The following is a 19,478-nucleotide window of genomic DNA, read 5'->3' as shown; positions in this document are numbered from 1 at the left end:
AGGCGGCCCCGGCGGGCCGGGGCACCGCCGTGGCCGGCACGCGCCCGAGCGGGCAGCGGCCGTGCTCCGCCGTCGCCGCCCCGGCGCCGCCGTGCCCGCGCAACAGGTCCCCGCGGGTGTCCGGCCGGATCCGCCGTCGTAGACTCGGGAGCGTGACCGACACCTCCCGCGCCCCCGGCAACGACCTCCCCGAGCAGGTCTCGGAGCTCTTCGACCCCGTGCAGTGGCGCACGGTCGAGGGCTTCCAGGACCTGCAGGACCTGACCTACCACCGCGGCGTGGAGCGGGACCCGGACGGGGCGGTCGTGCGGGACCTGCCGTGGGTGCGGATCGCCTTCGACCGCCCGGAGGTGCGCAACGCCTTCCGGCCGGGCACGGTCGACGAGCTCTACCGCGCGCTCGACCACGCGCGGATGTCCTCCGACGTGGGCGCCGTGGTCCTCACCGGCAACGGCCCCTCCCCCAAGGACGGCGGCTGGGCCTTCTGCTCCGGCGGGGACCAGCGGATCCGCGGCCGCGACGGCTACCGCTACGCCGAGGGCGAGACCGCCGAGAGCATCGATCCGGCCCGCGCGGGGCGGCTGCACATCCTCGAGGTGCAGCGCCTGATCCGCACCATGCCCAAGGTGGTCATCGCCGCCGTCCCCGGGTGGGCCGCGGGCGGCGGGCACTCCCTGCACGTGGTCTGCGACCTCACGATCGCCTCTCGGGAGCACGGGCGGTTCAAGCAGACGGACGCCACCGTGGGCTCCTTCGACGCCGGCTACGGCTCCGCGCTGCTCGCCCGGCAGGTGGGGCAGAAGGCCGCCCGGGAGATCTTCTTCCTCGCCCGGGAGTACGGCGCGCAGCGGATGCTCGAGATGGGCGCGGTCAACGAGGTGGTCCCGCACGCGGAGCTGGAGGACGCGGCGATCGCCGCCGCCCGGGACGTGGCGGCCCAGTCCCCGCAGGCGATCCGGATGCTGAAGTTCGCGTTCAACCTGCCCGACGACGGGATGGTCGGCCAGCAGGTCTTCGCGGGCGAGGCGACCCGGATGGCGTACATGACCGACGAGGCCGTCGAGGGCCGGGACGCGTTCCTGGGCAAGCGCGACCCGGACTGGTCCGGCTTCCCCTACTACTTCTAGGCCGCCTGCCGGCTGAGCCACGACCCGTCCCCGGGTCACGGCCGGGCCGGCCGCGCGAGGAGGAGGGCCGCGATGGCCGAGCTGATCGTCCCCGGCGACGCCGTGGTCCTCGACGGGCCCGTGCCCGGCGACCCCCTGCGCCTGCTGTCCCCGCTGACCCGCGCGCTGGGCCGGGAGGGCCCCGCCGTGGTGGTGCGCACGTCCGGGTCCACCGGCCGGGCCAAGCGCACGGTCCTCACCCGGGACGCGCTCGCGGCGTCCTCGATGGCCACCGCGGTGCGCACCGGCGGGGTGGGCCAGTGGCTGCTCGCGCTGCCCGCCCACTACGTGGCGGGGGTGCAGGTGCTCGTCCGCTCCCTCTACGCCGGGACGGACCCCGTGGTCCTCGATCCGGCGGCCCGCTTCACCCCCGAGGCCTTCGCGGCGGCCGCCGAGGAGCTGGAGGACCCGGTGCGGTACACCTCGCTGGTGCCCACCCAGCTGCAGCGGATCCTGGAACCGGCGTCCGGGGTGCGCAACGGTGACGCCGTGTCCGCGCTGAAGAGCTTCTCCGCGATCCTGCTCGGCGGCTCGGCCGCTCCCCCGCGCCTGCTGGCGGCCGCCCGGGCCGCCGACATCCGGGTGGTCTCCACCTACGGGATGTCCGAGACGTGCGGGGGCTGCGTCTACGACGGCGTGCCCCTGGACGGCGTCACCGCGCACGTGGCCACGGCGGGGGCCGACGACGACGCCCCGCGCCCCGGGCTCCGCGGCCCGGCCGGGCCGGGCCGGATCTGGCTCGGCGGGGACGTCGTCGCCGCCGGCTACGCCGGGGACCCGGAGCAGACCGCTCGGCACTTCCGGGAGGCCGCCGGGACCCGCTGGTACCGCACGGACGACCTCGGCGAGCTCTCCGCCGACGGCGTGCTCACGGTGCACGGGCGCGCCGACGACGTCGTGAACACCGGCGGCGTCAAGGTCGCCGCCGGGCTCGTGACCGCGGTGCTGTCGGAGCACCCCGCGGTGCGCCAGGCCATGGTGCTCGGCGTGCCCGACGCCGAGTGGGGGCAGGCGGTGGGGGCCGCGGTCGTCACCGCCCCCGGCACGGACCGCCCGCGGCTGCGCGCCGAGCTCGAGGAGTCGGTGCGCGCCCGGCACGGCGCCGCCGCGGTGCCCCGGCGCTGGGTCTGGCCGGACGAGCTGCCCCTGCTGCCCACCGGCAAACCGGACCGCGCCGCCGTGGGCCGTCTGCTCGGCTGAGGGTCCTGCCCGCGCCGGGTCCGGGTCGGGGCCGTGACACAATGGTCCGCGGCCACGGACCCCCGCCGCGGCCCGCATCCCGCACCCCGCGTCCCGCGCGGGTCGTTCCCGACGGAGGTAGCCCGTGGCCACGCCAGCACAGTGGATCGAGGGGGCCCGGCTCCGGACGCTGCCGATGGCCCTCGCCCCCGTGGTGGCCGGCTCCGCCGCGGCCCAGGCCCTGTACTCCTTCGACCTCGTCCGGGCGCTGCTCGCGCTGCTGGTGGCCCTCTTCCTGCAGATCGGCGTGAACTACGCCAACGACTACTCCGACGGCATCCGGGGCACCGACGACGACCGCGTGGGGCCCCTGCGCCTGACGGGTTCCGGGGCCGCCGCGCCGGCACGGGTGAAGGCCGCGGCCCTGCTGTGCTTCGCGCTCGCCGCGCTCGCCGGCGCGGTGCTGGTGGTGCTGAGCCGCCAGTGGTGGTTCATCCCCGTCGGTCTCTCGGCCGTGCTCGCCGCGTGGGGCTACACCGGGGGGCGCAGCCCGTACGGGTACCGCGGACTCGGGGACCTGTTCGTGTTCGTCTACTTCGGGCTCGTGGCCGTGCTCGGCACCACGCTCACCCAGGCCGGCACCCTCAACCTGGAGGCGTTCATCGCGGCCCTGTCCACCGGTCTGATCGCCACCGCCCTGCTGATGGCCAACAACCTCCGGGACCTGCCCGGGGACCGGGAGGTCGGCAAGCGGACGCTGGCCGTGCGGATGGGCGACGCGCTGGCCCGGGTGGTGTTCACCGCCGAGATCGCCGTGGCGTTCGCCCTGGTGCTGTTCCTGGTGCCCTACAACCCGTGGATGCTCCTGGTGCTGCTGCTCCTGCCGCTGGCGTGGGCGCCCGTGGCCACGGTGCTGCGGGTGCAGGACCGGCGCCAGCTCATCCCCGTGCTCCGGCAGTGCGGGGTGCTCAACGTGGGCTGGGCCGTGCTCTTCCTGCTGGCGGTGCTGCTGCGGCAGTGGGGGTGAGCCCCCGCCGAGGAGTCAGCGGCCGGGACTCAGAGCTCGCGGCCGTCCTCGCGCAGCCTCCGGTCCACGTAGGCGTCCTCGGCCTCCTGGTCCTCGAGGGCCACCCGGTTGCGGGGCTTCGGCGACCGCGCGAACCAGCGGTGGAACTCCTCCCCCGCGGCCCTGTGCAGACGCGGGAAGAACAGGTAGGAGACCGCGAAGGAGACCGCCACCGCGGCGACCCCGGACAGGACCAACCCCACGCCCAGCCACATGCTGAGCAGGAAGGCCAGCACGAGCAGCGCGAACCGGAGCAGGGAGTACTTCAAGAAATTCACGCCCCCAGTCTAGCGGGGCGGGCCGGCAGGACTCCGGGGCGCTGAGCTGGCGTCCAGGCAACTCCCCTACGATTGTCGGCATGGGCAGAGCCATCCTCATCATCGGCGCGGCCGCTTTGGCGGTGGGCGTCATCGTGTACTCCCTCATCGAGTGCGCCCGGACCGACAGCGCCGACATGCGCGGTCTCCGCAAGGGGGGCTGGATCGCGGTGATCCTCCTCCTCCCGCTCGTCGGCGCCCTCCTGTGGCTGTTCCTCGGGCGCCCCAAGGGCACCGCCGAGTCGTCACGTCCCGTGCGCGGCAAGGGGCCCGACGACGACCCCCAGTTCCTGCGCAACCTCGAGGAGCGCCGCCGGCAGCAGGAGAAGGCCGAGAAGCTCCGCCGGTGGGAGGAGGAGCTGCGGCGCAACGGCGGGCCGGGAGCGGCCGGCGGCACCGGGCCGCAGAACGGCCCCCGTGACCGCCCCGACGACGGGCCCTCCGGCGGGTCGTCCGCCGGCCGGACGGACGGACCGACCGACGGCTCTCCCGGCAACCGGCCCCCGCACGACTGAGCCCCCCCGCAGACCCGACCCACCGACGGACCCGACCCACCGACGACCCCAGCACGGCGAACGACGATCCGACCACGGCGAACGGCCCGCACCGGCAGTGCGGGCCGTTCGTCGTGGTCCGGCGCGGGCGGCCGGAGGGTCGGCCCCCGGAGCAGGAGGGCCGGAGGGGTCACACCCCGGAGTAGGAGTGCAGGCCCGGGAAGACCGTGTTGACCACGGTGAAGTTGAAGATGATGCAGAGGTACCCGACGATCGACAGCCAGGCCGACCGGTTGCCGGTCCAGCCGCGGGTGGCCCGGGCGTGCATGTAGGCGGCGTAGACGACCCAGATCACGAAGGTCCAGACCTCCTTGGTGTCCCAGCCCCAGTAGCGGCCCCAGGCCTGCTCCGCCCAGATGGCGCCGGCGGCGAGGGTGAAGGTCCAGAAGGCGAACCCCACCGCGTTGAGCCGGAAGGACAGGTTCTCGAGCGCCTGGGAGGACGGGACCATCGCGAGGAAGCCCATCCCGGGCCGGTCGCCGGAGAGGATCGCCCGCTCCCTCCTGGCCTGCAGCAGCTGCAGCACGGCCATGGCGAACGTGATGGTGAAGACCCCGGAGGCGGCCACGGCGATGGACACGTGGATCACCAGCCACCAGGACTGCAGGGCGGGCTGCAGCGGCCCCACCGGAGTGGGGAAGCCGATGGTGGCCGCGCAGAGCATGATCACCACGAGCCCGGACACCAGGGAGCCCACGAAGCGCAGGTCCCGGGCCAGCAGGGCCAGCAGGAAGACGCCCGCGACCACCAGGGCGCCCGTGGTGCAGAACTCGTACATGTTGCCCCACGGCACCCGTCCGGCCGCGAAGGCCCGGCTGAGCACGGCGGCGGTGTGCACGGCGAAGCCCAGGACCATGACGGCCACGGCCACGCGCGCGGCGGGGCGTCGCTCGCCGGTGTAGCGCATCTCCTCGTCCGCCACGTGCCCCGCCAGGGCGGAGCGTGCGCTCGTGCGGTAGCCGCGGCCGCGGTGGCCCGCGCCGTGCCCCGCCCGGGAGTCGGCGGGCTCGGCGGCGTCCCCCGCGGTCGCCGCGGAGGCCCCCGCGGAGGCGCCCACGAGCTCGCGCTCCCCGGTGCCCGCGGTCCCGCGCAGGGCCTTGGAGTGGGACGCCACGTCCCACGCGAAGGCCACAAAGGCGACCAGGTAGGTCATGGCCGCCAGGAGCATGAACAGCTCGCTCCAGGCGCCCAGTGTCTCGTTGACGGTCATGCCGCCCATCCTCTCACTCGTAGTCCTGCCGGGGGTCCGGCCCGGCGCCCGGTCGGCCGCCGGCGCGCACAGTGCTCCCGGCCGCCGCCGTCGCCGGTGTCGTCGCCGGTGTCGTCGCCGGTGTCGTGGCCGCTGTCGTGGCCGCCGTCGTGGTGTCCGTGTCCCGCACGCCGGCGTCCTGCCACTGCTCGGTCCAGAGCCGGTCCAGCCGCTCGGCCTCCGCGGCGAGCCGCGGGTCCTCGCCGCGGGCCAGCAGCCCGTACTCCAGCACCGTGCACGGCCGGCCGTCCCCGTCGACGCCCTCCGCCGCGCGCACCCAGACCCGGCGCCGGGCGATGAACAGCGACATGAGCAGACCCGCGAACGCCGCGACGAAGGAGACGAACGCGCCGGTCTTGCCGGGGTCGTAGTGGATGTCCAGGCCCACGTAGCGTTTGACGTCCAGGAACTCCACGGTGCCCTTGCCGTCGGGCAGCTCGTGCACGGGGTTCGCGGCGTCGAGCGTGATGGCCCCGTTCTCGTTGGCCATGGCGTTGAGCTCGGTGAGCGGCTCGACGTCGAGCACGTACACGTTCTGCGGTTCCCCGCTGTCCAGGCCGAGGTCGCCGTGGTACGCGGAGAGGATCAGCCGGGGGTTGGCGAGGCCGGGGTCCACCGACCGCGGCATCTCCCCCTCTCCGCCCACGGCGGTGGGCAGCAGCAGCCCCACGAGGCCGAGCTGGTCGGGACGGGCGTCCGGGACCTTGAGCACGAGCGAGGACGTGTAGACGCCGTCGGAGGGGACGGTCACCACCGGGCCCTCGAAGGCCACGTCCCCGTTGCCGTCGGTCACCCGGATCACCGGGGCGTAGCCGTTGCCCACGAGGTAGCTCTTCACGCCGTGCACGTTGAGCGGCTGGTTCACCTTCAGGACCTCCTGCCGCGGCTCGGCGCCGGGCTCGTCCTGCACCGTGACCTCGGCGGTGAAGTCCAAGGGCGCCCCGTAGTTGCGCGGGTCCGTGGTGTCCCGGTTGAACTCTGCCTCGAAGCGGTCGAGCCGGAGCGAGAACGGCTCGAGCCAGTCGGCGTCGTAGTTGGTGCCGGGGGTGAAGGAGTCGTAGCCGATGAGGGTGTTGACGAAGGACTCGCCCTCCACGACCACCCGCTGGCCCTTGTAGCCGAACAGGGAGCCGACGGCCACCGAGACGAGCACGCCCAGCAGCGCGAGGTGGAAGACGATGTTGCCGACCTCCTTCCACATCCCGCGCTCGGCGGCGACCGAGGGTGCGGCCGTGCCGGCGTCACGCACCGCCACCCGGTACCCGCGCTTCTTGAGCAGCCGCGCGGCGTCGGCGACGACGTCGTCGGGGGCCGGGGCCCCGGCGCCCTCGCGCCCGCCCAGGGCGAGGGCGCGGTGCTCGGGCAGCCGCTCGAGCCGGCGCGGGGTGCGCGGGGGCTGGGCCCGCCACGCCCGCCAGTGCTTGGCCGCGCGCGGCAGGACACACCCCACGAGGGAGACGAACAGCAGGATGTAGATCGCGGAGAACCACGCCGACGAGAAGACGTCGAACAGCTGCACCCGGTCCAGCCACTCCCCCAGGACGGGGTTGTTGTCGAGGTAGTCCTGGACCGCCGCCGGGTCCTGGATCCGCTGCGGGAAGATCGATCCCGGCACCGCGGCGACCGCCAGGAGCAGCAGCAGGAACAGGGCGGTGTTCATCTTGGTCAGCTGCGTCCAGGCCCACCGGGCCATGCCGAGGGGCCCGAGGGCGGGGAGCTCGGCGTCCGGGGTGCGCCCCCGGGACGGGTCCGGGGACGAGGGCTCCGAGGAGGACGGGGGCGCTGCGGTGCTCATGCCGGCCTTTCTGTGGTCGGTCGCGGGCCGGGGCTCGGAGGCGTTCAGATCGGCATCACCCAGTCGGTGACGAGCTCGGCCTGCACCCAGGAGACGAACGCGGTCCACGCGCCCGTCATCATGAGTAGGCCGACGACGACGAGCAGACCGCCGCCGGCGCGCTGGATGCCGAGGCGGTGCTGCCGGAAGAAGCCCATGGCGCCCATGCCCCGGCGCAGGGCGAGCGCGAGGGCCAGGAACGGCACGCCCAGGCCCAGGCAGTAGGCGACCGTGAGGACGGCCGCCTTGCCGGTCGAGGCGCCGTCCACGTAGACGAGCGCCTGCACGGCCGCGAAGGTCGGGCCGATGCAGGGCGCCCAGCCGAGGCCGAACGTCACGCCGAGCAGCGGGGCGCCCCAGAGCCCCGGCGGTGGGCGGCGCCCGATCTTGCGGTCGCGCTGGAAGAAGGACACCCCGCCGAGGAACACGACGCCCATGAGCACCACGAGGCCGCCGAGGACCACGGTGATCCAGTCCTGGCCCAGGAACCACGCGTAGGCGCCCAGTTGGGCCAGCAGCACGGACATCACCAGGAACACGGCGGAGAAGCCGAGGACGAACAGCGTGATCCCCGCCAGCACGCGCCCGCGCCGCTGCTCCTGGAGGTCCGCGCCCGTCAGGCCGGTGACGTAGCCGAGGTAGCCGGGCACGAGGGGCAGCACGCACGGAGAGGCGAAGGAGACGAGGCCGGCCAGCAGCGCCACGGGCAGCGCGACGAGGAGGGAGCCGTCGAGGACGATCTCGGCGAAGGGGTTGCCAGCCGTCATGCCGCTTCGGCCACCGTGTCCTCGAGGAGGGTCTCGAGCACGGAGCGGTCCGCGATGCCCAGGATGCGGGCGGCCACCCGCCCCTGGGCGTCGAGCACGAGGGTCGTCGGCACGGCCTGCGGCGGCACGTAGGCGCTCAGCGCCATGAGCACGCCCCCGCCCTTGTCCTCGACGGAGGGGTACGGGATCTCGAAGGTCCGCTCGAACGCCTCGGCGGTGGCCCGCTCGTCGCGCAGGTTCACGCCGTAGAAGGCGGCCTGGCCCTCGAACCGCTCGGCGAGCTCGCGGAGGTCGGGCGCCTCGACGCGGCACGGCGCGCACCCCGCGTACCAGAAGTTGAGCAGCGCCGGCTGTCCGCGCAGGTCCTCGGCGGAGAGGGACGTGCCGTCGAAGAGCGTGCCGGCGAACTGCACCGGCTCCCCGCGCTCGGCGGGCGGGTACTCCGAGACCGTGCCGTCCCCGGCGATGTAGCCCTTCCGGTCCCCCGAGTTCGCCTGCTGGGCGAGGGAGTCCTCCTCCGTGCACCCGGCGAGGGCGAGCCCGAGGACGCCGAGGCCCGCGAGCGAGAGCACGCGGCGGCGGGACGGACGGGAGGCGGGCGAGGGGCGGGAGGTCACGGACGGATCACCTGGTGCTCTGGACGGGACGGGGAGGGCGGCGGCGCCCGGCCATTATGAACCGGGAAGCTGGTTGACCCCTGAGTAGAGGTCGGCCGCGGGCTCGCTGTAGACGACCCGGGGCGGACGGCCGGACCCGAGGTCGTCGAAGACGAGCGAGGTGAGGGAGGCGAGGTTGCACTGCCGCCGGCGGGGGTCGTGCGGCAGGGGCCGCCCTTCGGCGGAGCGGCGGGTGAGCCAGATCGGCAGCTGGTGGGACACCAGCACGGCCTCGGCCCCCTCGCCGCCGCGCTCCGCGGCGGTGCGCCCGGCGTCCAGCACGGCCTCCGCCATGCGCGCGACCTGGTGCCGGTAGGGCTCGCCCCAGGAAGGCCGCAGGGGGTTGCGCAGGTGCGGCCAGTGCCGCGGCTTCAGCAGCTCGGGGACGTCCACGTGCAGGCCCTCGAAGTGGTTGGGCGCCTCGATGATCCGCTCGTCCGGGTGCACCGGCAGGTGCAGCTCCCGGGCCACGGGCGCGGCGGTCTCCCGGGTCCGCTGCAGCGGGGAGGAGACGAGGTGGACGATGCGCGAGCCGGCGTTCACGCGGCGGACGAGCTCCGCGGCGGCGGCCTCCGCCATCCGCGCGCCCAGCTCGGTGAGGCCGTAGCGGGGGAGCCTCCCGTAGACGATGCGGTCCGGGTTGAGGACCTGGCCGTGGCGCAGCAGATGGACTGTCGAGGAGGGCATGGCACCCATGGTCCCAGACCGGGCGCACCGGCCCCAAACGGGGCTCAGCCGGCCAGGCGCTCGCGCAGCAGCCGGGCGAGGCGGCGCTCGTCGATCTGCCAGAAGTCGCGCGGGACGCCGTCCACCAGCAGCACCGGGATCTCCTCGGCGTGCCGGCGGGCCAGCTCGGGGTCGGTGTCGACGTCGACGTCCTCCCACGCCAGCCCCAGCGCGGAGGTGACCCGGTCCACGGACTCCCGGGCGGCCACGCAGAGGTGGCAGCCCGGCCGGGTCAGAAGGGTCACGGCGGGAGGCGGAGGAGAGCTCATGGAGCCCATGCTACGGGTCCGTCGCGCGGTGCGGATGGGCCCGGGAACGCACCGGGGCCGCCGTCCTGGATCGGACGGCGGCCCCGGTGGCGTGCTCAGCGCAGCGTCACTTCTTGTTGCGGCGCTGGTGACGGGTCTTGCGGAGCAGCTTGCGGTGCTTCTTCTTGGACATCCGCTTGCGGCGCTTCTTGATCACTGAACCCATAGGATCCCTCGCATCTTCATGTCTCGGTGGTGGTCCCGGGAGCTCCGCGCGACAGGCGGGCCCCGGGGGTGCCGGCCTGCGGGCGGTGACGGCCGGGCAAACGTTCACTGACACCCTACCGTCTCACGGGGAGATTGCCGCATTCGGTGCGGCCGCGGGCGCCTCAGGCGCTGCGGGACACCGGCGCCGGCCCGTCCCCGGACTCGCCCCCGAACGCGTCCTCGGCGGTGTCCGGGGGCCCCGCCGCGGCGCCGGGCGGGTTGAGCTCGGCGGGGGCGTCCGGCGCGGGGCCGGGGGTGCGCTGCTCCTGGTCGGGGTCCACGCCGGCCTCGCGGTACTGGTACTCGATGTGCTCCGCGACCAGCCGGGACGCGAGCCGGCGGTCACCGGCCGCCACGGCCGAGTAGATGGCGTGGTGCTCCGCGCGCAGCCGCTCCGAGGTGGTGCTCCACAGGGGCACGTGGCCCACGAGGGCCATCGTGTACTCGTAGATCGAGTCCCGCAGGGAGGACATCAGGGCCGAGACCACCGAGTTGCCGGCGGTCTTGCACAGGGCGATGTGGAAGCTGACCTCGAGGTGGTGGAACTCCTTGAGGGACAGGTCGTCCCGGGCCATCTGCTCGAGCAGCGCCCGCAGCTCGGCCATGGCCGGGTGCTCCGGGTCCGAGCGTTCCAGGGCCCACGTCTCCAGCAGCACCCGGGTCTGCACGATGTCCCGCAGGGGGTAGTCCGAGGTGGCCATGTGCAGCTGCAGCGCGGGCCCCGCGGAGGCCGCGGGCTCCCGCACCAGCATCGGCAGGATCGACTTGCGCGGCCCGTCGAAGAGCCGCACGATGCCCTGGGCCTCCAGGGTCTTGAGCGCCTCCCGCATGTTGTTGCGGGACACGCGGTGGATGGCCGCGAGGTCGCGGTCCGAGGGCAGTTGTTGGCCCAGCACGAGGTTGCCGTCGAACAGCTCGTTCTCCAGCCACTGCAGGACCTGCCGATGCGTTGCCATAGTCTCCAGGGTAGGACCACCGCGGCCCTCCGTGGGGCGATCGCGGCTCCGGACGTGTCGGAAGTGCGGACGGGGAACCCTGCCGGGCCCGGTGGGACCGGGCCCGGCACGGGATCAGATGAGGCCCTGCGCCATCATGGCGCCGGCCACCTTCATGAACCCGGCGATGTTCGCGCCGGCCACGTAGTTGCCGGGCATGCCGTAGTCCTCGGCGGTCGCGGCGCAGGTGTCGTGGATCGACTTCATGATCTGGCCGAGCCGCTCCTCCGTGTACTCGAAGGTCCACGAGTCGCGGGAGGCGTTCTGCTGCATCTCCAGCGCGGACGTGGCCACGCCCCCGGCATTGGCCGCCTTGCCCGGGCCGAAGAGCACGTCCGCCTCCTGAAACAGGCGGGTGGCCTCCCCCGTGGTCGGCATGTTGGCGCCCTCCGCCACGGCGAGCACGCCGTGGCCGAGCAGCTTCTTGGCGTGGGAGCCGTCCAGCTCGTTCTGGGTGGCGCACGGCAGGGCCACGGTGCCGGGCACGTCCCACACCGAGCCCTTCGCGATGAACCGGGCGCGCCCGCCGCGGCGCTCGGCGTACTCGGCGATCCGGCCCCGCTCGATCTCCTTGACCTCGCGCAGCAGGTCCAGCTCGATGCCGTCCGGGTCCACCACGTAGCCGCTGGAGTCCGAGGCGGTGACCACGGTGGCGCCCAGCTGCTGCGCCCGGTGGATGGCGTACGTCGCCACGTTGCCCGAGCCGGAGACCAGCACGGTCTGCCCATCGAAGGACTGCCCGCGGGTCCGCAGCATCTCCTCGGCGAACATCACGGTGCCGAAGCCGGTGGCCTCGGTGCGCACCAGGGAGCCGCCCCAGCTGAGGCCCTTGCCGGTGAGCACGCTGGACTCGTAGCGGTTGGTGATCCGCTTGTACTGGCCGAACAGGTAGCCGATCTCGCGTCCGCCCACGCCGATGTCACCGGCGGGGACGTCGGTGTACTCGCCGATGTGGCGGTAGAGCTCGGTCATGAAGGACTGGCAGAAGCGCATGATCTCGCCGTCGGAGCGCCCGCTCGGGTCGAAGTCCGAACCGCCCTTGCCGCCGCCGATGGGCATGCCCGTGAGGGCGTTCTTGAAGATCTGCTCGAAGCCCAGGAACTTCACGATGCCGAGGTACACGGAGGGGTGGAAGCGCAGGCCGCCCTTGTAGGGCCCGAGCGCGGAGTTGAACTCCACGCGGAAGCCGCGGTTGATGTGCACACGGCCCTGGTCGTCGGTCCAGGGGACGCGGAAGATGATCTGCCGCTCCGGCTCGCAGATCCGCTCGAGCACGGCCGCGTCGAGCAGCTCGGGGTGGCGCGCGACCACGGGGCCCAGGGAGTCGAAGACCTCGTCCACCGCCTGGTGGAACTCCACCTCTCCGGGGTTGCGGGCGAGTACGGCCTGGCGGATCGGGTACAGGTCCTCGTGCATGGTGCTCCTCGTTCGGATCGATTGGGACCGGCCGGTCACCGCCGCGGATTCCTGGTGCGGCGGCGCAGGCCGGAGAGGCTGGACAGGAGGTCCACCGCGCGAGCCCCCGCGCCCCTGTTCGGGCGTGCGGGGGTGCCGGTGACGGGCAGCCCCGGGCCGGGCGCGACGGCCGGTTCCGAGCCGGGGTCGACGGCCGGGGCCGGCACGAGCGCCGTCGCGGCGTCCGTCCCGGGCGTCACCTCGCGGTCCCCCGCGGTCGTCCCGATCTCGTCGGTCCCGACGGTCGGGGCGGTATCGGTCCCGGCGGTGCCCGCCGGGACGCGCATCGGCACGGCCACCTGGTGGGCCGCCCCGCCCACGACCTCGTGGACCCATGCGGTGACCTCGGCCAGCGGCTCCGGCTGCACGGCGTAGAGACGTCGTTGCCCCTGTGCCTCCATGGACACCATACCGGCCTCGCGCAGGATCTTCAGATGCTTCGAGACGGTCGGCTGGGACACTCCCAACTCCGCCACGAGGTCCCCCACGGGTCGTTCGCCGTCCTTGAGCGCGGTGAGGATCCCCCGCCGGGTCTTGTCGGCGATCACCGCGAACACGTCGTTGTTGCCCATCCGATCACTGTAAACGGGATGCCGCGCGGCTACCGGCACCGGCACGTCCGCGGCGCCGCCGTGGTCGCCGCCGCGGCCACTGCCACATCCGTCGGCCCGGTCGCCGGATCCCGCGGGCGGCGGGCTCAGTCGAACCACGGGTCCAGCCCCCACTGGGGGAAGACCTCCTTGCGGGTGGCCATGATGGTGCGGTCCGTCTCGTCGTTCGGGTCGAAGCCCACCTCCCAGGAGCGCCACCACAGGTCCACCCCGTCGCCCATGACCCGCGGCGCGTCGGCGCCGTAGCGCTCGCGCACGTAGTCGCGCCAGGGCTGCGGCACCGCGGTGCGCACGTCGATCGGGTGGCCCGCGGCGACGCCGACCAGGTGCGTCCAGGAGCGGGGCACCACGTCGTAGCAGTTGTACCCGCCCCCGCCCGTGGCGATCCACCGGCCCTCGCACAGCTCGTGCGCCAGCCCGGCCACGGCCACGGCGGTCTGCCGCTGCGCGTCCACGCTGACGCGCAGGTGGGTGAGCTCGTCGGCGAAGTGCGAGTCGCAGCCGTGCTGGCTCACGATCACCTCGGGCCGGAACTGGCGCAGGAGGGGCGGGACCACGGCGTCGAACGCGCGCAGCCACATGGAGTCGTCGGAGGCCGTGGGCATCGCCACGTTGACGGCGTGGCCCTCGGCCTCCCCGCGGCCGGTCTCGTTGGCGAATCCCGTGCCCGGGAACAGGGTCAGCCCCGTCTCGTGCAGCGAGACGGTGAGGACGCGGGGGTCGTCGTAGAAGATCGCCTGGGTGCCGTCGCCGTGGTGGCCGTCGACGTCCACGTAGGCCACCCGCCGGACCCCCTGGTCGAGCAGGTGCTGGACCGCCACGGCGCAGTCGTTGTAGATGCAGAAGCCGCTGGCCTTCTCCGCGTGGGCGTGGTGCATCCCTCCCCCGAAGTTCACGGCGTGCACCGCGTCCCCGGCGAGGACGGCCACGGCGCCCTGGTAGCTGCCGCCCACGAGCCGGGCGCTGGCCTCGTGCACCCCGGGGTAGCCGGGGGTGTCCTCGGTGCCGAGCCCGCACTCGGGGATCTCCACGGAGGGGTCGGCGCTGACGGCCCGGACGGAGTCCACGTAGTGCTGCGGGTGCACGAGGTTGAGCACCGCGTCCGGGGCCACCTCGGGCACCTCCACGGTGACGTTGTCCCGGCGGTCGAGGCCGAACTCCTGGACCAGGCGGTAGGTGGTCTCGAGCCGGGACGGGTGCATGGGGTGGTGGTCCCCGAAGTTGTACTCGAGCAGGGCGGGGTCCCAGAACAGTCGCGTGGGGTACGGGACGCCAGGCCCGGATGTAGCAGGGGTCACATCGACATTAGATCACCCCGGGGCGCCGGACGGTGTCCCGGGGCCCGCCCGTCGCGGCCTATGTGTCGTCGCGCCCGAGCGCCGACGGCAGTGCGATACTGTCAGCGGTCGCGGCGATCGCCGCCGGCCGCCCGGGTCGTCCGGCGGCCTGCAGACCAGGAGGAGGGCCCGTGAGCAACCTGCAGCGCGGCCCCTGGGTCCGTCCCGAGGAGCGGGGCCGGTTCTGGGTGCTCACCTCGCTGCGCGACCTCGTGGACCGGATCGCGGCCTCCTCCCCGGCGCGTCTGGCGCTGATCGTCTTCGCCGTCGTCGTCGCCGCCTTCTCCTTCCTGCTGTGGCTGCCCGTCTCGTCCGCCCCCGGCGTCAGCACCTCACTGGAGGACGCGGTGTTCACGGCGACGTCCGCCGTCACCGTGACGGGCCTCACCACGGTGCCCACCGGCACGAACTGGTCCTTCTTCGGGCAGTTCGTCATCATGGTCGCGATGCAGATCGGCGGCCTGGGCACGCTGACGATGACGTCGATCCTCGCCCTCGCCGTGGGGCGCAAGCTCGGTCTGCGGTCACGGCTCCTGACGCAGGAGGCCCTCAACATCGGGCGGCTCGGCGAGGTCGGCTCGCTCCTGCAGATCATCGTGGTCACCTCCGTCACCATCGAGGCGGTGCTGGCCACGGTCCTCACGGTCGGGTTCCTGCTCGAGGGCGAGCCGATCCTGTTCGCCCTGTGGCAGGGCGTCTTCTACTCGATCTCGGCCTTCAACAACGGCGGCTTCGTGCCCAACGAGGCCGGTCTCGGGCCCTACACGACGGCGTGGCTGATCGTCGTGCCCATCGCCCTCGGGGTGTTCATCGGCTCCCTCGGCTTCCCCGTCATCCTGGTGGTGCGGCAGGTCGGGCTGCGGTTCACCCGGTGGAACCTCAACACGAAGCTCACCGTGACGACCACGACCGTGCTGCTCGTGCTGGCGTGGATCATGTACACCGCGTTCGAGTGGTCCAACCCGGGGACGCTGCAGCACCTGTCCGTGGGCCAGAAGATCTTCAACGGCTTCTTCTCCTCGGTCAACATGCGCTCGGGCGGCTTCGCCCTCGTCGACACCAACAGCGAGCTGCCGCAGACGCTGCTGATGACGGACGCCATGATGTTCGCGGGCGGCGGCTCGGCGTCCACGGCCGGTGGCATCAAGGTCACCACGCTCGCCGTCGTGTTCCTGGCGGTCCTGGCCGAGGCCCGCGGTGACCGGTCCGTGATCTCGTTCTACCGCACCATCCCCGAGGAGGCCCTGCGCATCGCGATCTCGGTCATCATGATGGGGGCGACGATCGTGCTGGTGGCCTGCGGGTTCCTGCTGGCCTTCTCCGACGCCCCCCTGGACCGGGTGCTCTTCGAGGTGATCTCGGCCTACGCCACGTGCGGGCTGAGCGTCGGCCTCTCCGCGGAGCTCCCGCCGGAGGGCAAGTACGTGCTCGCGGCCACCATGTTCGTGGGACGCATCGGCATCACCACCGTGGCCGCAGCCCTGGCGCTGCGCTCGCGCCGGCGCCTGTACAAGTACCCCGAGGAAAGGCCCATCATTGGCTGACCGTTCGTCCCACAGCGTTCCCGTCCTGGTGATCGGCCTCGGCCGCTTCGGCACCGCCACCGCGCTCCAGCTGGCCCGCCAGGGCCGGGAGGTCCTGGGCGTGGAGCGGGACGCCCAGCTGGTCCAGAAGCTCTCCGGGCAGCTCACCCACGTGGTCGAGGCCGAGGCCACCGACATCGACGCCCTGCGGCAGCTGGGCGCGGCCGAGTTCGACTCCGCCGTGGTCGGGGTCGGCACGTCCATCGAGTCGAGCGTGCTCATCACGGCGAACCTCGTGGACCTCGGCGTGGGCCGGATCTGGGCGAAGGCCATCACGCCCTCGCACGGCAAGATCCTCTCCCGCATCGGTGCCCACCACGTGATCTTCCCCGAGGCGGACGCGGGACGGCGCACCGCGCACCTGGTCTCGGGACGGCTGCTGGACTACATCGAGTTCGACGACGACTTCGCGATCGTCAAGATGTACCCGCCGCGGGAGGTGCAGGGCTTCACGCTGGGGGACTCCAACATCCGCTCCAAGTACGGCGTGACCGTGGTGGGTGTGAAGTCCCCGGGCGAGGACTTCACGTACGCCCGCCCCGACACCAAGGTCACCTCCCGGGACCTGCTGATCGTCTCGGGGCACGTGGACCTGCTCGAGCGCTTCGCGGCCCGCCCCTGACCCGGGCGTGCCGGGCCGCGGCTCAGGACCCGCTGAACTCGCGGGTGAGCTCCGCCGAGCGGTCCGCCGAGGCCTGGGCGGCGGCCGCGACGAGGTCCTCGAAGCCGTGGTCCTGGAAGGTCGTGATGGCCCGGTCGGTGGTGCCCTTGGGGCTCGTGACGGCCTTGCGCAGGGCCGCGGGGTCGGCCTCCGCCGGGCGCAGCAGCTCTCCGGCGCCGGAGACGGTCTCCTTCGCGAGGACCCGCGCGACGTCGGCCGGCAGCCCCATCCGCTCCCCCGCCTGCTGCATGGCCTCGGCCAGCAGGAACACGTAGGCAGGTCCGGAGCCGGAGACGCCGGTCACGGCGTCCACCTGCTCCTCGGGGACCTCGACCACGGTGCCCACGGCCTCGAGCACCCGGCGCACGGACTCCGTCTGCTCGGGGGTGGTGGCGGCCCCCGGGGTCACCGAGACGACCCCGCGGCCCACGCTGGAGGGCGTGTTCGGCATCGTGCGCACCACCGGCTGCCCCGGGGGGAGGGCGCGCTCGAGGGCGCCGACGGAGACCCCCGCCGCCACCGACGCCACGACCGTGCCGGGGCGCAGCGCGGGGGCGATCTCGCGGGCGAGGTCGAGGATGCCCACGGGCTTCACGCCGAGCAGCACGATGTCCGCCTCGCGCGCGGCCCGCCGGTTCGCCTCGGGGTCCTCGCCCGTGACGTAGGGCCGCACGCCCGTCTCGTCCTCGAGCCGGCGGGCGCTCTCCGCGGAGCGGACGGTGGCCCGGACCCGGTCGGCGGGCACGCCGGCGGCCAGCACCCCCCGCAGGATGGAGCCGTTCATGGAGCCGCAGCCCAGGAAGGAGAGCACAGGAGTCATGGTCGGTGAGGTCCTCTCGTCGGTGGTCATGGATCGGTGGGAGTGGATCGGTGGGCTCGGAGCACGGGGAGCAGATCGGACGGGTGGGCGCGGGCCGGGCGGCCGGGTGCCTGCGGCCGTCAGCCCGCGGTGCCGTCAGCGCTGTCCGCGCCCTCGGTGCTCGCCGCGCCCTCGGTGCCGCCGCTCGGGGCGCCGTCGGGCACGCTCGTGTGCCGGCGGGCGAACTCGAGGGACTCCGCGAGCCACTGTGTGCGCTCCTCGGAGTTCTTCGAGCGCCGGGTCGAGACCTCGACGCCGATGATGCCCTGCCACCGGGTGGAGGCGAGGAACTCGAGGGACTCGGCCACCGGCTGCACGCCGTGGCCCGGCAGCAGGTGCTCGTCGGCCGTGGTCTCCCCCGACCCGTCGGTCAGGTGGACGTGGCCCAGCCGGGGGCCCAGCTCCCGGATGGCGGCCAGGGAGTCCATCCGGGCCGTCGCGGCGTGCGAGAAGTCCCACGTCACCCAGTCGTAGTCCTGGCCCAGCGGGCTGTAGTGCGGGGCGTAGACCACGGTGTCGCGGCCGCGGACCCGCCAGGGGTACATGTTCTCCACGGAGATCTTCACGCCCGTGGCCTGGGAGACCACCCGCACGCCCTCCACGAAGTTCGCGGCGTACCGCCGCTGCCACCGGAAGGGCGGGTGCACCACGACGACCTCCGCGCCCACCTGCTCGGTGAGCGCGGCGGCCATCTGGATCTTGGTCCACGACTTGCCCCACACCTGCTGGGTCAGCAGCAGGGTGGGGGCGTGGATGGTGGAGATGGGGAGCTGGTGGCGCTGCACGAGGTCCTGGAGCTGGTGGGTGAGCTGGCTCATCCGCTCGTGCGTGACGAGCACCTCCACGCTGTCGTAGCCCAGTTCCACGGCTGCCTCGAAGGTCTCCGGGACCCCGAGCGGATAGAGGGAGCTGGTGGACAGCGCCACGTGCGGGCGGTACGGCTCCGCGGCCGAGCCCTGCTGCTCGCTCATGCCGCACCGACCAGTTGCCGGGGGTCCACGGTGCGGACGTCGGAGTGGCTGCTCAGCTGGTCCAGGCGGCGCAGGATCAGTCCCTCGCGCAGGGCCCACGGGCAGATCCGGATCGACTCGACGCCGTAGGCGTCCATGGCCGCCTCGGCCACCACGGCGCCCGCGAGGATCTGGTGGGCCCGCGCGGGGGAGACCCCCGGCAGCTCGGCGCGCTCCTCCGGGGTCATGGCCTCCATCCGGCGCGTCCACAGCCGCAGGTCCTCGAGGTGGAGGGTGCGGGGCACGTACGGGCCCATGGCGTACGGTGCCGCCCCGCAGATCCGGGCCAGGGAGCGGAACGTCTTGGAGGTGCCGGCCACGCAGGTGGGCTCCCCCGCCGCGCTCACCCGGGCGACCGCGGGCTTGAGTTCTTGGCGCACGTGCTTGCGCAGGGCCTTCATCTCCTTCGGGGTCGCGACGTCCCCGGCGATGAAGGCGCGGGTGAGCCGCCCCGCGCCGAGCGGCACCGAGGCCGCGACGGTGGGCAGCGCGTTGTCGCCCATGGCCATCTCGAAGGACCCGCCGCCGATGTCGAGGTCCAGGACGGTTCCCGCTCCCCAGCCGAACCAGCGGCGGACCGCGAAGAACGTGACGGCCGCCTCCTGGTCCCCGGCCAGCTCCGTGAGGGTGACGCCGGAGCGGGACTGGACGTGGTCCAGCACCTGCGCCCCGTTGCCGGCCTCGCGGATCGCGGAGGTCGCGAACGCCAGGAAGTCCTCGGCCCGGTTGTCCACGGCGAATTCCCGGGCCTCGACCACGAAAGCGGTGAGGGCGTCCCGGCCGGCGTCGGAGATGTTGCCGTCCGCGTCGAGGTACTGCACCAGCCGCAGGGCCAGCTTGTGGGACGCGTACGGCTCGGGCCGGGAGCCCGGGTAGACGTCCAGCAGGAGGAGGTGGACGGTGTTCGACCCCACGTCGAGGACTCCGAGACGCATGCC

At 73.4% G+C, this 19,478-nt stretch carries 21 protein-coding genes; 6 read left to right on the top strand and 15 right to left on the bottom strand.

Annotated features, from left to right (window positions below; all coding sequences use genetic code 11):
- The first annotated feature begins 152 nt into the window (after nucleotides 1-152).
- From ABD220_RS17330 to ABD220_RS17320, 3 genes are all read left to right on the top strand, one after another.
- Nucleotides 153-1,127, top strand: a complete 975-nt coding sequence (locus tag ABD220_RS17330; protein WP_344124724.1) for a 1,4-dihydroxy-2-naphthoyl-CoA synthase — start codon at nucleotides 153-155, stop codon at nucleotides 1,125-1,127.
- A gap of 72 nt (nucleotides 1,128-1,199) precedes the next feature.
- Nucleotides 1,200-2,366, top strand: a complete 1,167-nt coding sequence (locus ABD220_RS17325; RefSeq protein ID WP_344124723.1) for an AMP-binding protein — start codon at nucleotides 1,200-1,202, stop codon at nucleotides 2,364-2,366.
- Between the two features lie 124 nt (nucleotides 2,367-2,490).
- Nucleotides 2,491-3,372: a 1,4-dihydroxy-2-naphthoate polyprenyltransferase gene (locus ABD220_RS17320; protein ID WP_344124722.1), complete on the top strand. Its 882-nt coding sequence runs from the start codon at nucleotides 2,491-2,493 to the stop codon at nucleotides 3,370-3,372.
- A 29-nt stretch (nucleotides 3,373-3,401) separates the two neighbouring features.
- On the opposite strand, the gene ABD220_RS17315 is transcribed toward ABD220_RS17320, so the two are convergent.
- A complete protein-coding gene (locus ABD220_RS17315; RefSeq protein WP_344124721.1) occupies nucleotides 3,402-3,689 on the bottom strand; it encodes a DUF4229 domain-containing protein in 288 nt (95 codons plus the stop codon).
- 80 nt (nucleotides 3,690-3,769) lie between these two features.
- On the opposite strand from ABD220_RS17315, the gene ABD220_RS17310 reads away from it, so the two are divergent.
- Complete coding sequence (locus ABD220_RS17310) at nucleotides 3,770-4,243, top strand: PLDc N-terminal domain-containing protein (RefSeq protein WP_344124720.1); 474 nt, start codon at nucleotides 3,770-3,772, stop codon at nucleotides 4,241-4,243.
- Between the two features lie 169 nt (nucleotides 4,244-4,412).
- Here ABD220_RS17310 and ccsB read toward each other — a convergent pair whose 3' ends face one another.
- The 11 genes from ccsB to ABD220_RS17255 form a co-directional block, all read right to left on the bottom strand.
- Nucleotides 4,413-5,492 (bottom strand): c-type cytochrome biogenesis protein CcsB, encoded by a 1,080-nt coding sequence (gene ccsB / locus ABD220_RS17305; RefSeq protein WP_344124719.1) that lies wholly within the window; start codon nucleotides 5,490-5,492, stop codon nucleotides 4,413-4,415.
- Between the two features lie 13 nt (nucleotides 5,493-5,505).
- Nucleotides 5,506-7,326, bottom strand: coding sequence for a cytochrome c biogenesis protein ResB (resB, locus tag ABD220_RS17300; protein ID WP_344124717.1), 1,821 nt, complete (start codon nucleotides 7,324-7,326; stop codon nucleotides 5,506-5,508).
- Nucleotides 7,327-7,370: 44 nt separating this feature from the next.
- Entirely contained in the window at nucleotides 7,371-8,132 is a 762-nt protein-coding gene (locus ABD220_RS17295; RefSeq protein WP_344124715.1) for a cytochrome c biogenesis CcdA family protein, read from the bottom strand.
- On the bottom strand, nucleotides 8,129-8,749 hold the full coding sequence (locus ABD220_RS17290; protein WP_344124713.1) for a TlpA family protein disulfide reductase: 621 nt from the start codon (nucleotides 8,747-8,749) through the stop codon (nucleotides 8,129-8,131). Before ABD220_RS17290 ends, ABD220_RS17295 begins: the two co-directional genes overlap by 4 nt.
- 54 nt (nucleotides 8,750-8,803) lie before the next feature.
- Nucleotides 8,804-9,475: a histidine phosphatase family protein gene (locus ABD220_RS17285; protein ID WP_344124711.1), complete on the bottom strand. Its 672-nt coding sequence runs from the start codon at nucleotides 9,473-9,475 to the stop codon at nucleotides 8,804-8,806.
- A 44-nt stretch (nucleotides 9,476-9,519) separates the two neighbouring features.
- Complete coding sequence (locus ABD220_RS17280) at nucleotides 9,520-9,783, bottom strand: glutaredoxin family protein (protein WP_344124709.1); 264 nt, start codon at nucleotides 9,781-9,783, stop codon at nucleotides 9,520-9,522.
- A 106-nt stretch (nucleotides 9,784-9,889) separates the two neighbouring features.
- Nucleotides 9,890-9,988, bottom strand: coding sequence for a 30S ribosomal protein bS22 (locus ABD220_RS17275; protein ID WP_005504750.1), 99 nt, complete (start codon nucleotides 9,986-9,988; stop codon nucleotides 9,890-9,892).
- 163 nt (nucleotides 9,989-10,151) lie between these two features.
- A complete protein-coding gene (locus tag ABD220_RS17270) occupies nucleotides 10,152-10,985 on the bottom strand; it encodes a FadR/GntR family transcriptional regulator (RefSeq protein WP_344124707.1) in 834 nt (277 codons plus the stop codon).
- A 114-nt stretch (nucleotides 10,986-11,099) separates the two neighbouring features.
- Entirely contained in the window at nucleotides 11,100-12,440 is a 1,341-nt protein-coding gene (gdhA, locus tag ABD220_RS17265; protein ID WP_344124706.1) for an NADP-specific glutamate dehydrogenase, read from the bottom strand.
- Between the two features lie 35 nt (nucleotides 12,441-12,475).
- Entirely contained in the window at nucleotides 12,476-13,051 is a 576-nt protein-coding gene (locus ABD220_RS17260; protein WP_344124704.1) for an ArsR/SmtB family transcription factor, read from the bottom strand.
- Between the two features lie 125 nt (nucleotides 13,052-13,176).
- On the bottom strand, nucleotides 13,177-14,388 hold the full coding sequence (locus ABD220_RS17255) for an acetoin utilization protein AcuC (RefSeq protein ID WP_344124702.1): 1,212 nt from the start codon (nucleotides 14,386-14,388) through the stop codon (nucleotides 13,177-13,179).
- Nucleotides 14,389-14,558: 170 nt separating this feature from the next.
- On the opposite strand from ABD220_RS17255, the gene ABD220_RS17250 reads away from it, so the two are divergent.
- Together ABD220_RS17250 and ABD220_RS17245 are read left to right on the top strand one after the other, a co-directional pair.
- On the top strand, nucleotides 14,559-15,971 hold the full coding sequence (locus ABD220_RS17250; protein ID WP_425552584.1) for a TrkH family potassium uptake protein: 1,413 nt from the start codon (nucleotides 14,559-14,561) through the stop codon (nucleotides 15,969-15,971).
- Nucleotides 15,964-16,632 (top strand): potassium channel family protein, encoded by a 669-nt coding sequence (locus ABD220_RS17245; RefSeq protein ID WP_344124700.1) that lies wholly within the window; start codon nucleotides 15,964-15,966, stop codon nucleotides 16,630-16,632. Before ABD220_RS17250 ends, ABD220_RS17245 begins: the two co-directional genes overlap by 8 nt.
- Nucleotides 16,633-16,654: 22 nt before the next feature.
- On the opposite strand, the gene proC is transcribed toward ABD220_RS17245, so the two are convergent.
- From proC to ABD220_RS17230, 3 genes are all read right to left on the bottom strand, one after another.
- Nucleotides 16,655-17,491 carry a pyrroline-5-carboxylate reductase gene (proC, locus tag ABD220_RS17240; protein ID WP_344124698.1) on the bottom strand — a complete coding sequence of 279 codons (837 nt, stop codon included), beginning with the start codon at nucleotides 17,489-17,491 and terminating at the stop codon, nucleotides 16,655-16,657.
- A 119-nt stretch (nucleotides 17,492-17,610) separates the two neighbouring features.
- Entirely contained in the window at nucleotides 17,611-18,501 is an 891-nt protein-coding gene (locus ABD220_RS17235) for a sugar phosphate isomerase/epimerase family protein (protein ID WP_344124696.1), read from the bottom strand.
- Entirely contained in the window at nucleotides 18,498-19,475 is a 978-nt protein-coding gene (locus tag ABD220_RS17230; protein ID WP_344124695.1) for a Ppx/GppA phosphatase family protein, read from the bottom strand. Before ABD220_RS17230 ends, ABD220_RS17235 begins: the two co-directional genes overlap by 4 nt.
- Nucleotides 19,476-19,478: the final 3 nt, after the last annotated feature.

Source organism: Kocuria aegyptia (assembly GCF_039530085.1).
In the GTDB taxonomy this organism is placed as follows: domain Bacteria; phylum Actinomycetota; class Actinomycetes; order Actinomycetales; family Micrococcaceae; genus Kocuria; species Kocuria aegyptia.
This window is presented reverse-complemented; position numbering and strand designations above follow the sequence as displayed.

Excerpts from the sequence above, each read along its gene's own strand:
- gdhA (WP_344124706.1), bottom strand. The coding sequence starts at position 12,440 with ATGCACGAGGACCTGTACCCGATCCGCCAGGCCGTACTCGCCCGCAAC.
- ccsB (WP_344124719.1), bottom strand. The coding sequence starts at position 5,492 with ATGACCGTCAACGAGACACTGGGCGCCTGGAGCGAGCTGTTCATGCTC.
- ABD220_RS17295 (WP_344124715.1), bottom strand. The coding sequence starts at position 8,132 with ATGACGGCTGGCAACCCCTTCGCCGAGATCGTCCTCGACGGCTCCCTC.
- ABD220_RS17275 (WP_005504750.1), bottom strand. The coding sequence starts at position 9,988 with ATGGGTTCAGTGATCAAGAAGCGCCGCAAGCGGATGTCCAAGAAGAAG.
- ABD220_RS17325 (WP_344124723.1), top strand. The coding sequence starts at position 1,200 with ATGGCCGAGCTGATCGTCCCCGGCGACGCCGTGGTCCTCGACGGGCCC.
- ABD220_RS17270 (WP_344124707.1), bottom strand. The coding sequence starts at position 10,985 with ATGGCAACGCATCGGCAGGTCCTGCAGTGGCTGGAGAACGAGCTGTTC.
- ABD220_RS17310 (WP_344124720.1), top strand. The coding sequence starts at position 3,770 with ATGGGCAGAGCCATCCTCATCATCGGCGCGGCCGCTTTGGCGGTGGGC.
- ABD220_RS17230 (WP_344124695.1), bottom strand. The coding sequence starts at position 19,475 with ATGCGTCTCGGAGTCCTCGACGTGGGGTCGAACACCGTCCACCTCCTC.
- ABD220_RS17280 (WP_344124709.1), bottom strand. The coding sequence starts at position 9,783 with ATGAGCTCTCCTCCGCCTCCCGCCGTGACCCTTCTGACCCGGCCGGGC.
- ABD220_RS17285 (WP_344124711.1), bottom strand. The coding sequence starts at position 9,475 with ATGCCCTCCTCGACAGTCCATCTGCTGCGCCACGGCCAGGTCCTCAAC.
- ABD220_RS17260 (WP_344124704.1), bottom strand. The coding sequence starts at position 13,051 with ATGGGCAACAACGACGTGTTCGCGGTGATCGCCGACAAGACCCGGCGG.
- proC (WP_344124698.1), bottom strand. The coding sequence starts at position 17,491 with ATGACTCCTGTGCTCTCCTTCCTGGGCTGCGGCTCCATGAACGGCTCC.
- ABD220_RS17235 (WP_344124696.1), bottom strand. The coding sequence starts at position 18,501 with ATGAGCGAGCAGCAGGGCTCGGCCGCGGAGCCGTACCGCCCGCACGTG.
- resB (WP_344124717.1), bottom strand. The coding sequence starts at position 7,326 with ATGAGCACCGCAGCGCCCCCGTCCTCCTCGGAGCCCTCGTCCCCGGAC.